This window comes from Microbacterium sp. DMC48, assembly GCF_056313825.1.
Genome location: NZ_JBQUZN010000003.1, coordinates 510101 through 522271, shown reverse-complemented (window position 1 = coordinate 522271; position 12171 = coordinate 510101). Strand labels below are relative to the sequence as shown.

The window sequence follows — 12171 nt, the reverse complement described above, 5'->3', positions numbered from 1 at the left end:
GTGCGCGGAATAGTTCTCGCTGGTGGCTCGGGCTCGCGCCTTTGGCCTATTACCAAAGGTGTGTCGAAGCAGCTCGTTCCTGTGTATGACAAGCCGATGGTTTATTACCCGTTGTCGACGTTGATGTTGGCGGGGATTCGGGACATTTTGGTGATCACGACGCCGCATGATGCGGAGCATTTTGTGCGGTTGTTGGGTGATGGGTCGCAGTTCGGGATCAGCCTCACGTATCAGGTGCAGCCGTCGCCGGATGGTCTGGCACAGGCGTTCACTCTGGGTGCAGACCACATCGGGCCGGACAAGGTCGCTCTCGTCCTGGGTGACAACCTCCTCTATGGGCCGGGGTTGGGGTCGCAGTTGCAGCGTTTCGCCGACGTGGATGGTGGTGCGGTGTTCGCGTACTGGGTCGCGGAGCCGGAAGCATACGGTGTCGTCGAGTTCGACGGGGCGGGGCGGGCGGTGTCGTTGGAGGAGAAGCCAGCGGTTCCGAAGTCGAACTATGCGGTTCCCGGTCTGTACTTCTATGACAACGATGTGGTCGAGATCGCGCGGAGCTTGAAGCCGTCGCCGCGTGGTGAGTATGAGATCACGGATGTGAACCGTGCGTACTTGGAGGCGGGCAAGTTGCAGGTGGAGGTGTTGCCGCGGGGGACCGCATGGCTGGACACGGGGACGTTTGATCAGATGCTCGATGCGGGTGAGTATGTGCGGACGATGGAGCGGCGTACGGGGATGAAGATCGGTGTGCCGGAGGAGGTTGCGTGGCGTCAAGGGTTCCTGTCGGATGCGGAGCTTGAGGCGCGTGCGGCGGGGTTGGTGAAGTCGGGGTACGGGACGTACTTGCTGGAACAGTTGAAGAGGGGCCGTTGATGACACGCAACCTGTTGGTGACCGGTGGCGCCGGCTTCATCGGCTCCAACTTCGTCCACCACGTCATCGCGCACACCGACGACCACGTCACCGTGCTCGACAAGCTGACGTACGCCGGAAACCGGACCTCGCTGGACGGGCTCCCGGAGGACCGGCTCGCGTTCGTCGAGGGCGACATCGCCGATGCGGCGCTGGTCGACGAGCTGTTCGCCGGGGCGGATGCGGTGGTGCACTACGCCGCGGAATCGCACAACGACAACAGCCTGAACGATCCACGTCCGTTCCTGGATACGAACATCATCGGCACGTACACGCTGCTGGAGGCCGCGCGTAAGCACGGGACGCGTATGCATCACATCTCGACCGATGAGGTGTACGGGGACCTCGAGCTGGACGATCCGGAACGGTTCACGGAGAACACCCCCTACAACCCCTCGTCGCCGTACTCGTCGACGAAGGCGGGTTCCGACCTCCTCGTGCGCGCGTGGGTGCGCTCCTTCGGCGTGCAGGCGACCATCAGCAACTGCTCGAACAACTACGGCCCGTACCAGCACGTCGAGAAGTTCATCCCGCGCCAGATCACGAACGTGATCCGCGGCATCCGTCCGAAGCTGTACGGCAAGGGCGAGAACGTGCGCGACTGGATCCACGCCGACGACCACTCCTCCGCCGTGCTCACGATCCTCGACAAGGGTGTCATCGGCGAGACGTACCTCATCGGCGCGGACGGCGAGAAGGACAACAAGACCGTCGTCGAACTGATCCTCGAGCTCATGGGTCAGCCCGCCGACGCCTACGACCACGTGACCGACCGTGCCGGCCACGACCTGCGCTACGCGATCGACTCCACGAAGCTGCGCACCGAGCTGGGCTGGACGCCGCAGTACCGGGATTTCGAGGCGGGTCTTGCCGCGACGATCGACTGGTACCAGCAGAACGAGGCGTGGTGGGCGCCGGCGAAGGACGGCGTCGAGGCGTTCTACGCGTCGAAGGGGCAGTGACGCGGTGACCGAGTACGGGAAGAACCTTGCGGTGACCGAAACCCCGATTCCGGGGCTGGTGGTGTTCGATCTGCCGGTGCATGGGGATGCGCGGGGCTGGTTCAAGGAGAACTGGCAGCGGGAGAAGATGACCGCACTGGGCCTGCCCGACTTCGGGCCGGTGCAGAACAACATCTCCTTCAACGATGCTGTCGGCACCACCCGCGGCATCCACGCCGAACCGTGGGACAAGTGGGTCTCGGTCGCGACCGGTCGCATCTTCGGCGCCTGGGTGGACCTGCGCGAAGGCCCCACGTTCGGGGCGGTGTACACGACGGAGCTGGACCCGTCGAAGGCGATCTTCGTTCCGCGCGGCGTCGGCAACTCCTACCAAACCCTCGAAGCGGACACCGCGTACACGTACCTCGTGAATGATCACTGGTCACCGACCGCGGAGTACTCCTTCCTCAACCTCGCCGACGAGACCGCCGGAATCGACTGGCCCATCCCCCTGGATCAGGTGGAGATCAGTGAGAAGGACAAGAACCACCCCCGCCTCGCACAGGTGACCCCGATCCCGCCGAAGAGGATCCTCATCATCGGAGCGAACGGGCAGCTCGGCAAAGCCCTCCGCGCCCAGTACGGTGACGCCGCGCACGTGGAGTACACCGACCGGAGCTCCCTGGACATCACCGCCCCCGACCTGGAGAGCGCACGTCGGTGGCGGGACTACAGCGTCATCATCAACGCCGCCGCGTACACCAAGGTCGATGCCGCCGAAACCGACGAGGGACGCCGCGACGCGTGGGCCGCGAACGTCACCGCCATCACTGCCCTGGCCCGCATCGCGACCACCAACAACATCACCCTCGTGCACGTGTCCAGCGACTACGTCTTCGACGGCACGAAGAACACCCCCTACACCGAGGATGACCCGCTCTCACCCCTCGGCGTCTACGGGCAAACCAAAGCCGCCGGCGACCAGATCGTCGCCACCGTTCCCCGCCACTACATCATCCGCACCAGCTGGGTCATCGGCGACGGCAACAACTTCGTGCGCACCATGGCCACCCTCGCCCAACGCGGCATCAACCCCAACGTCGTCAACGACCAAACCGGACGCCTCACCTTCACCACCGACATCTCCGCCGGCATCCACCACCTCCTCACCACCCACGCCCCCTACGGCACCTACAACCTCACCAGCAGCGGCGAACCCCAAACCTGGGCCGACATCGCACGCGACGTCTTCACCCTCACCGGACACGACCCCCACCGCATCACCGGCGTCACCACCCACGAGTACTTCGCCGGCGCCACCGCACCCATCGCGCCTCGACCACACAACAGCGTCCTCGACCTCACAAAGATCACGGAAGCCGGATTCTCACCATCTGGGGAACTGCAGAGCTACCTGGGTGCTGAGGCACCCTGAGAGGACTCTCGATTTTTCACGGTACCGCTCCCATTGCCGTGATCACGCGGGTGGGAGTACGTTCTGATCGAGCTGGGGAGAGTCGATGGCGAACGTGCAACCGGGGTGGTATCCCGACCCGAACAAGGCGGACACGATCCGGTGGTGGGACGGCACGGCGTGGACCGCGCACGTCGCCGAGAAGACCGGGGCCGCGGCATCCGCAGACACCGCGGTGACGACGGCGGCGGCGACGAAAGCTCCACGGCGGGGGCTCTCGCGCCGCACGAGCATCATCGTTGGCGCAGCAGCGGTGCTGGGCATCGCGCTCGTCGGGGGAGCGGTCAACGCGGCCACGGTCGCCGTACGCTCGGCGGGCGAACAGAACGGTGCGGTCGCGTTCGTCGCGGCGACCGGCACGGCTGCGGCATCCACCCCCACGCCCACGCCGACGCACACGCCGGTCGTCACCACCCGCGACGAGGCCGTCACCGAAGTCGTGCCGTTCGAGCGCACGTCGGTGGACGACTCCACGATGGCGCAGGGACAGAGCGCGGTCACGACCGCGGGACAGAACGGTGAACGCACGCGCACCTACCGCGTCACCCTCACCGACGGAACGGAGACGAAGCGTGAACTCATCTCCGACACCGTCACCGTGCCGCCCGTCACCGAGGTGACGTCCGTCGGCACCTATGTCGAGCCGGCCGCTCCTCCGCCCGCCGCCGCGCCGGGCAACTGCGACCCGAACTACGCCGACGCCTGCGTGCCCATCGCCAGCGACGTCGACTGCGCGGGCGGCAAGGGCAACGGCCCCGCCTACTTCGACGGCGTCGCGCGCGTCGTCGGCCGCGACATCTACAAGCTCGACGGCGACGGAGACGGCTGGGCCTGCAACGGCTGACGCGTCGCGTCGGGGGAGACGGCACTGCGGAAGAAGTCGGGCCACTCGCCACTCATCTCACCCAGGCCCACAACATCGGCCGCATGCGGCTCGAGAGACCGCGCGATCGACCGGACGTCGTTCGGAGTATCGGTCGATCGGCGCAACGCTCCACGGAGAAATGCGCCAAACGACGCGCTGTCGAGCGCTGGCGTCTGCACGTGGCCGCGTGAGTCGCCCGCGGGGCGCGTGCCACTGAACAGTCGCACCTCGGGGTGGCTGTACAGCACGGCGGTCTGAATCCACGACACCTGATCGTGTTCCGCCTTCAGCATCCGCGACAGGTGCGCGGCCTGCGCGCGAGCCTGCGCGCGCGGAGACGGGCGCAGATCGACGCTCAGCGGCGTGTTCTTGCCGCCGCGCAGGTGAATCGCGAACGAGGAGGGAAGCTTCAGCGATGCCGAGACCGGCGCGAGCGCGGGATGAAGCGTCGCCGGATCGACATCGTCGAAGACCACACCCTGCCAGTGCTTCGCCTCGACGACCACGATCGCCTGCGCCGTCACGAGCAGATGATCGATCTGCGTGACGAACGGCGCACCTCCTTCGTCGGCGGTGAGGAGAAAGAGGTTCGTCACCAGCACCCCATCCACCTGAAGCGCCGCCGCCTCGCGGCGGATGAACTCCCGCGATGTCTGCTCCCACTTCATCCCGTGGCTGAGCTGGGCCAGCAGCGCATCGACCTGCTCGCTGCGTCGGATGCGCTCCGCCTCGAGCGCGTGCACGCTCATCGCCTCCTGCTGCTGGAGCCGCGTACGGACGGCCGCCGCGGACGCCTCGTGAGCGGCGAGCTCCGCCCGGTGAGCGCGCTCGGCATCTTCCAGCCGGCGCCGCAGACGCGACCGAACGGCGACGGCCGCGCCGGTTGCGGCTGCCACAGCGGTGAGGGCGACGATGAGCAGGATGACGTGCAGCGGCGTCTCTGCGGGTGTGGCGACGGCGGATGTGGCGAGTACGGTGTTCATTCTCTCCCTGACGGATCGTGCGGTGGCGCGCGCGAGCGCCTCCTCGGGCGCCCCGTTCACACAGAGAGATGTCGCGCGCGTCGGTTCATGACGCGACATCGGTGGCGTCGATGTCATTCTCATCATTCGAACAAATGTCCGAGGGTGTCGCTACCCTTGAGGCATGGAAGAGACCACGCCGATGAGCGAAGACAGCGACCAGCTGTCCGTGCTCGCGGCTCTGGTCGCCGAGACCGAGACGGTGCTGGCAGAGGTCTCGGCGGCCCAGGTGGCTGAGGTGCGGCTGCTCGCGCGGGCCGGCCAGCTCGCCGAGCGTCAGGCCGCCACCCAGCGGGGCTCGGTGCGCGTGCACGACATGGCCCTGCGTTCGATCGCCGCCGAGCTCGGCGGTGTCATGCGGGTGACCGACCGCACGGTGCAGCAGCGCATCGGAGAGGCGCGCGAACTCGTCGAGAGCTACCCTGCCACCCTTGAGGCGTGGGAGGCCGGGCGCCTCACCCGCGCCCACGTGCGCGTGATCCTGGATGCCGGGGCGTGCGTGCCTGCCGATCGCAAGGCCCCGTTCGAGGCGGAGGCGATTCGGCTGTGCGCCGCCGACACCCCCAACCGGGTGCGTTCCGCGGTCGAGATCCTCGCCGAACGCTGCGCCGAGCGCTCGTTCACCGAACGGCACGCGGAGGCGAGCCGCGGCCGACGGGTGCGTGTGGTGCCGGGCGCCCAGGGCATGTCCGACCTCATCGCGACGGTTCCGACCGTCATCGCGGAAGGGGTCATGGACCGCCTCACGCAGCAGGCGACGGTCATCATCGATGCGCGCACTCCCGACGACGACCCGCGCACCACCGATCAGGTGCGTGCCGACGTGTTCAGCGACCTGCTGCTGACGGGCGCGCCGGCGCTCGATCCGACCGCCTGCGGCGACGGGCCGGGAACGCTCGGTGCGATCCGCGCCCAGGTGCAGGTCATCGTGCCCGCCCTCACCCTCCTCGGCGCCGACGAGGGGCCCGTCGACCTGGTCGGCCGCGCACCCATCGACGCCGCCACCGCGCGGTGCCTCGCTGCCGAGACCCACTCGCTCGCGCGCGTGCTCACCGATCCCGTCGACGGCACCGTCATCGCGGTCGACCGGTACCGCACCGCCGGACCGCAGCGGCGATTCCTGCGCGCCCGCGACCAGCACTGCCGTTTTCCCGGATGCCGCCGCGCGGCCATCCGCTGCGAGATCGACCACACCATCGACCATGCCCGGGGTGGACCCACCGCGCTGTGGAACCTGGCCCACCTGTGCCAGCGGCACCATTCGATGAAGCAGTTCACCGCGTGGAGGGTGCGACAACATCCCGGCGGCGTTCTGGAATGGACATCCCCGACCGGCCGCCTCTACCGCGAAGACGCACCCGTGCCGCCGGTCGCGTTCGTCGTGAGTCCCGCGCCACCGCCGGTGATGGCCGACTCCGCACCGCCGTTCTGATCCGCACGCTGGCCGTCCGGCATGCCGTGCACCGGCGCGCGGTCGTCAGAACCGCGGCGCGGTGGCGTCACGACAGCGGTGCGGCGCCCTCCGACAGGGTCGACGCCGTCACGCCCGGAACGTCCTCGAGGGCGTAGTACACCGGCAGGCCGCGCGCCTCGGCGATCGCGACGTCCTGATCCGCACCGCGCGACGCTCCCGGCAGGCGCAGCACCGCGTCGCAGCGCTGCAGCAGGCGCTCCGCCGTCGGGTACATCACCTCCGCGGCCAGCGGGTCGGTCGGGCCCGTCGCCCCCGCGCTGTCGAGCACCGGCAGCGCCACCCATTCGCCGATCATCGGCAGGTGGCCGGCTCGAAACAGCGGCCACGCCGCCGTCTCGAGCCGTTTCAGGTTCTTCGCCATCAGCGCGGGGTCACCATCGGTGCCGGATGCGTAGGGGCCGGCGATCAAGATCATCAAAGACGTACTCATGTCGGCTACACTAAGACATAACGTGCAAAAACAAGAAAGAACGTGAATGCTCGCCGCTGCCCGCAAAGACCTCCTGCTCGACCGCCTCCGCCGCGATGGGCGCATCGTCGCGAAAGAGATCGCCGCCGAGCTCGGCCTCTCCGAAGACAGCATCCGTCGCGATCTGCGCGACCTCGATGCCGCCGGCCTCGCCGTGCGCGTCTACGGCGGCGCCCTGCCCGCCTCGCCCGCCGTCGTCGACTACGCCTCCCGCGCCGCCGTCGCCCCCGACAGCAAGCGCCGCGTCGCCGCCGTCGCGGCATCCCTGATCGAACCCGGCGCCACCGTCATCCTCGACGGCGGCACGACCAGCCTCGCCGTCGTCGACGCGCTCCCGCGCACCCAGCCCGGCACCGTCATCACCCACAGCCCCACCATCGCCGCCGCCCTCCTCGACCACGTCGTCGACGTCTTCCTCATCGGCGGCCAGCTGTTCAAGCACTCCGCCGTGGCCTGCGGAGCCGCCGCCGTCGAAGCGGCCGGCCGCATCAGCGCCGATCTCTTCTTCGTGGGCGTCACCGGCATCCATCCCACTGCTGGGCTCACCACCGGCGATGCCGACGAAGCTGCCATGAAACGCGCGCTCGCCGCCCGCGCCGCCGACACCTATGTCCTCGGCAGCGACGAGAAGGTCGGCACCGCCTCTCGGTACGAGGTGCTCGCTCTCGACGCCGTCACCGCGATCATCGCCGACGTCGTCGACGCCGACCCGACCGCACGCGCACTCGCCGCGCGCGGCGTGACCCTGCTGCACGCACGCTGACTCAGACGGCGATCATCACCAGACTCGCGATCGTGCCGACCGGGTGGTCGGGCCGCACCGACAGCGTTGCCTGATTCGCCCGCACGGCATGACGCGGCGCGAACGCCGGATCTCGCGTCGCCGTGCGGTGATCGGCAGCGCCCATGAGGTGCGCCAGCTGTCGCCGTCGCTCTTCGTCCGTCGTGTGTCGCCCGTCGTCGGCCACCGACACCGTCGTGCGGTGATGATCGCGATGTGCTCGCACCACGATCCTGCCCGCCGTACGGCAGTGCCCGATCGCATACGACAACAGGTCGGCGAGCACCTGACGCAGCTGCGTCTGCTCGAACCGCACGCTGCCGCAGCCCTCATCGATCACCTGCAGCGTCACCCCTCGGGCCCCTGCAACGCCCAGGAACACGGCGCATACGTCCGAGAGCGCCGCCGACACCTCGGTGGCGGGTATCGACCGCGCGACGTCCTCACGAGCCGTGCGGAACAGATCGTCCACCACGTCGACCAGCTGCTCCGTCGCCCGACTCAGCCGCCCGCCGATCTCACCGGCCGGGGAGTGCGATTCGAGCAGCTCGGCATAGCCGGCCACCGTCGTCAGGTGACCGCGCAGGCGGTGGGCCGCATCGCGCAGGAAGTCGTCACGGATCCGCGACGCCTCGAACACCGTCGTCATATCGCGCGCCACGATCACCGCGCCCCGCCGGGCGCCGCGCTGATCCCGGAACGGGCGGGCGGTGATCGACATCGCGCGCTGCTCGGCCCCTTCGCCCACCCACGTCGTATACGGAATCGCGTTGCCCGTCGACGCCACGTGGTGCAGGAGCTGCGGCCCCACCGCGATCGGCGTGGTCCGGTCGGCGTGGAAGAGGCGCAGGTCGCGGTACTCCGCACCGGCGCTCAGGGTCTCGGGCAGCCCCGCCCGTGCGAACGCGTCGCGTGCCGGGCCGTTCAGGCGCAGGGGGATGCCGCGCTCATCGGTCACGATCACCGCTTCGCCGACGATCTCGTTCAGGGCCGACAGCACGAGCGGCCCGTCATCGCAGGCGCGGCGCGAGAGGCGGCCGCGTCCGCGCGCCGTCGATCCCGTGCTCCTCCTCGCCATGCTCATGGGTCCTCTTCCGTGCTCGCCACGGTGTGCATCCCCCTCGACGGTTCTAGCAGAGGGCTTCGCCCGGCTCCGAGCGCAGCGCCGGCAGTTGTAGGTGGAATCACCGACGCGTTCTGCGCTGCCGTGCGCGAACTCGCCGTCTTCTTCGTCATTTTCGACGGCGAGCCGCACGAGTGCGTGAAAATGGTCGTCGGCGGGGGGCCACTCGACAGGAGAATGCACATGTCACGCCCGTGCCCCCGATCGCTCCGCCTCCACGTGATCCCGCGATCGTGACGGGGCAGCTCCGCGTCCTCGACGTCATGGTCGTCGAGGATCAACCGCTCTTCCGCGAGATGCTCGCCGTGCTGTTGGCCGATCAGAACGGCCTGCGCGTCTCCGCCGTCGCCTCCTCGGCGCAGAGCGCCCGCAACACCGACGTCCGCACTCTCGATGTCGCCCTCATCGACCTGCGCCTGCCCGACGGCGACGGCATCCGGCTGGGCCGCGAGCTGCGGCTTCGCCGCCCCGGTCTCGGCATCCTCGTGCTCTCCGCGTCCGACTCGATCAGCACCCTCCTGGAGGTTCCGGGCAGCGAGGCCGCCGGGTGGGGCTTTCTCTCCAAGAACTCCTCGCTGTCGGCATCCGCGCTCGTCTACGCCATCCGTGCCGTCGCCGCCGGGCGCACCGTGCTCGATCCCGCGATCCGCGCTCAACGCGAGATCCGCCGCAACAGCCCGCTCACCCGGCTCAGCCGGCGCCAGCGCGAAGTGGTCGCCCTCGTCGCCGAGGGCTTGACCAACGCGGCGATCGCCGACCGGTTGGGCATCTCGCCCCGCTCCGTCGACGCGCACCTCAACGCGGCCTACGGCCTGCTCGGCATTCCGGCCAGTCGCGAGCGCAACCCGCGTGTCGAGGCGGTGCGCAGTTACCTGCAGCACACGACGTCGCCCTGGACCTCGGCGGGATGATCCGGTCGGGCCCCTCGCGCGACGTGCGTGCGGATGCCGTGACCGACCATCGGATCGTCCTGGTCGCGACGGCGGCGGCCACCCTCGCTGTCACGATCTACACCAGCCTGCAGGGTTGCCTGCTCAGCGGCTGCCCCGCCGTCGCCGGTGGAGGCGTCGCGGTGTGGGCGACGGTGGGCGCGGCCGTGGTCGCACCGGCCGTCATGCTGTCGGCCGTGCACCTGCTGCGGCCCGAGCGCTACGGCTACCTCGCCCGGTGCCTGTCGGTCGTCGCGATCGCGGTCGGAGCGGCCCTCACGCTCGCAGCCGCTCGAGCGGTTCTCGCGGCGATTCTCGCGCCGGATGCCGTCGCGCCGACCAGCATCGGCGACTACGTCAGCGCCGCGGTGGCGGCGGCATGCGCGGTCGGTCTCGGACTCGTGCAGGTGGACGTCGCCCGCCGCATCCGCCACGCCGAGCGGGAGCAGTCGATCGCGCAGGCACGCGCCGCGGGCCTGGTCGCCGAACTGCAGGAGGAGGAACTGCGCCTGCGTTACGAGCTCGCCGAGACGATCCACGGCAGCGTGCAGGGCACCTTCGTCGTCATGGAGGCGCGGCTGCGGCATCTGGCACTGTCGACCGCACACGCCGATGCGGGAGTGGCCGGCGAGCTGCACGCGGTCGCCGACCAACTCCAACGGCTGCGCGAGAGAGAACTGCGCGCGCTCAGCGGACGGCTCTACCCCGTCGACCTCGAGCGCGGGCTCGCACCGGCCGTGCGTGCGCTCGTCGTGCGCCTGCCGCCGTCGGTGGCCGTCACAGCGCCCGACGACGCCGTCTTCTCGGCTTTCGAGAGCCGTCTCTCGCACGAAGCCCGCGTTCTGGTGGTGCGGGTCATCGAGGACGCCCTCTCCAACGCGCTTCGCCACGGCTCGGCCGACCACGTCGTCATCTCGGCGCGCGAGAGCGGCGGCATCCTGCTCGTCGTGGTCGGCAACAACGGCTCCGCGCCCCCGGCGACACCGACACTGTCGGGGCTGGCGCGCCTTCGGAGACGGGCGCAGGTGCTCGGCGGAGAGCTCGTGCTCGAAACGCTGCACGGCGGGCGCTCGCGCACCGGCGCCCGCCTGAAGCTCACGCTGCCGCTGAGCGCGGAGAGTGCCGGGGATGCCGCGGCATCCGCTTCCGCCACAGCAGCACCGCACACACCGCCCCCTGCACCATGACGACCGCGCTGATCGTCGACGCGATCACCCCCGCAGACTGATCCGCCGCGGTCAGCAGATCGAAGCCGGCGTGCCACAGCACCACGGGGACGATGCTCCACCGTGCGCCGGCCGTCATCCACGACAGGACGAACGATCCGAGCACCAGAGCCAGCATCCAGCCGACGATGCCGGCGCCCATCGCCTGATACGTCGGGTTGAAGAAGAACGCCGGAGCGTGCCAGACGATCCAGACCACGGCGACCAGCACCGATGCCCAGAACACCGTGACGCGCTCCGCGAGCGCGGGAAGCAGCCATCCGCGCCACCCGGCCTCCTCGCCCAGGCCGAACGTCGCCGCCCACACCAGTGCGACCAGAGGCCAGGGCAGGCCCGGCAGCTTTGCCGTGGTGCCGAAGGCGGCCGGGTCGGGCCAGCCGCCCACGGCGAACGCAGCGGTGAAGAAGCCGATCAGGTAGTACAGCGCCGGCATCCCCAGCGCGGCGAACCACCAGAACCCGCCGAACCGCAGGCGCAGGATGCGTCGCGCCCACCGCGCCACAGCCGCCGGCCCCGCCGCGAACCAGGTCGCCGCCATCGCTCCGACCGCCGGTCCCACCGACGCGATGAAGAACGTGGCCGGTACGGCGTCGAGCGTGCCCGACGCCGCGGTGCGCGCGTCGACGAGAAGCGGCAGCCACAGCCCCCAGGTGACGGCGAAGGCGACGCCCAGGAACACCGCCACGGTGCCGCGCCGCGCGGGCGCCGCGATCCCCGCCGCTGGGTACGCGCTCATGCGTCGAGTCAACTCCGCCCCTCGCGGCGCAGCCAGCGGTCGCGGCCGTGTCAATCCGTCGCCGCGGGAACGCTCCCAGTCCGACCGCGCGATCGCCGGCGTCTGCGCCCCTACGTGCTTCCACGTAAAACTCTCGTGAAATCGCGGATATCCGTCGATGGGCTGTTTCGCGCTGAGACACAATGATGCTGCGCCTGGTCTTGGGGCCCGGCGCGACCCTTC

General features: G+C 69.5%; 12 protein-coding genes. 8 read left to right on the top strand and 4 right to left on the bottom strand.

Features of this window, described 5'->3' with window-relative positions; translation table 11 throughout:
* From rfbA to ACT53O_RS02420, 4 genes are all read left to right on the top strand, one after another.
* Entirely contained in the window at positions 1–870 is an 870-nt protein-coding gene (gene rfbA / locus ACT53O_RS02435) for a glucose-1-phosphate thymidylyltransferase RfbA (protein ID WP_476151226.1), read from the top strand.
* Positions 870–1871 carry a dTDP-glucose 4,6-dehydratase gene (gene rfbB / locus ACT53O_RS02430; protein ID WP_476151225.1) on the top strand — a complete coding sequence of 334 codons (1002 nt, stop codon included), beginning with the start codon at positions 870–872 and terminating at the stop codon, positions 1869–1871. The genes rfbA and rfbB overlap by 1 nt, the downstream gene beginning before the upstream one ends.
* A gap of 4 nt (positions 1872–1875) precedes the next feature.
* Entirely contained in the window at positions 1876–3285 is a 1410-nt protein-coding gene (locus ACT53O_RS02425; protein ID WP_476151224.1) for a sugar nucleotide-binding protein, read from the top strand.
* An 85-nt stretch (positions 3286–3370) separates the two neighbouring features.
* Complete coding sequence (locus ACT53O_RS02420; RefSeq protein ID WP_476151223.1) at positions 3371–4168, top strand: G5 domain-containing protein; 798 nt, start codon at positions 3371–3373, stop codon at positions 4166–4168.
* Here the strand turns inward: ACT53O_RS02420 and ACT53O_RS02415 are convergent.
* Positions 4123–5172: a nuclease-related domain-containing protein gene (locus tag ACT53O_RS02415; protein WP_476151222.1), complete on the bottom strand. Its 1050-nt coding sequence runs from the start codon at positions 5170–5172 to the stop codon at positions 4123–4125. The genes ACT53O_RS02420 and ACT53O_RS02415 overlap by 46 nt on opposite strands.
* A 163-nt stretch (positions 5173–5335) precedes the next feature.
* Here ACT53O_RS02415 and ACT53O_RS02410 point away from each other — a divergent pair, with 163 nt between their 5' ends.
* On the top strand, positions 5336–6643 hold the full coding sequence (locus ACT53O_RS02410) for an HNH endonuclease signature motif containing protein (RefSeq protein ID WP_476151221.1): 1308 nt from the start codon (positions 5336–5338) through the stop codon (positions 6641–6643).
* Positions 6644–6710: 67 nt separating this feature from the next.
* Here ACT53O_RS02410 and ACT53O_RS02405 read toward each other — a convergent pair whose 3' ends face one another.
* Positions 6711–7115: a DUF4406 domain-containing protein gene (locus ACT53O_RS02405; RefSeq protein WP_239498529.1), complete on the bottom strand. Its 405-nt coding sequence runs from the start codon at positions 7113–7115 to the stop codon at positions 6711–6713.
* Positions 7116–7161: 46 nt separating this feature from the next.
* On the opposite strand from ACT53O_RS02405, the gene ACT53O_RS02400 reads away from it, so the two are divergent.
* Complete coding sequence (locus ACT53O_RS02400) at positions 7162–7917, top strand: DeoR/GlpR family DNA-binding transcription regulator (protein WP_476151220.1); 756 nt, start codon at positions 7162–7164, stop codon at positions 7915–7917.
* Position 7918: 1 nt separating this feature from the next.
* On the opposite strand, the gene ACT53O_RS02395 is transcribed toward ACT53O_RS02400, so the two are convergent.
* Positions 7919–9019 (bottom strand): sensor histidine kinase, encoded by a 1101-nt coding sequence (locus tag ACT53O_RS02395; protein WP_476151219.1) that lies wholly within the window; start codon positions 9017–9019, stop codon positions 7919–7921.
* A gap of 272 nt (positions 9020–9291) precedes the next feature.
* On the opposite strand from ACT53O_RS02395, the gene ACT53O_RS02390 reads away from it, so the two are divergent.
* Positions 9292–9969: a response regulator transcription factor gene (locus tag ACT53O_RS02390; RefSeq protein WP_167487072.1), complete on the top strand. Its 678-nt coding sequence runs from the start codon at positions 9292–9294 to the stop codon at positions 9967–9969.
* Complete coding sequence (locus tag ACT53O_RS02385) at positions 9966–11174, top strand: sensor histidine kinase (protein WP_476151218.1); 1209 nt, start codon at positions 9966–9968, stop codon at positions 11172–11174. Before ACT53O_RS02390 ends, ACT53O_RS02385 begins: the two co-directional genes overlap by 4 nt.
* Here the strand turns inward: ACT53O_RS02385 and ACT53O_RS02380 are convergent.
* The gene (locus tag ACT53O_RS02380; protein ID WP_476151217.1) at positions 11083–11949 is read right to left on the bottom strand and encodes a CPBP family intramembrane glutamic endopeptidase; all 867 of its coding nucleotides are present in this window, start codon (positions 11947–11949) and stop codon (positions 11083–11085) included. The two genes, ACT53O_RS02385 and ACT53O_RS02380, sit on opposite strands and share 92 nt — an antisense overlap.
* Positions 11950–12171 lie beyond the last annotated feature (222 nt).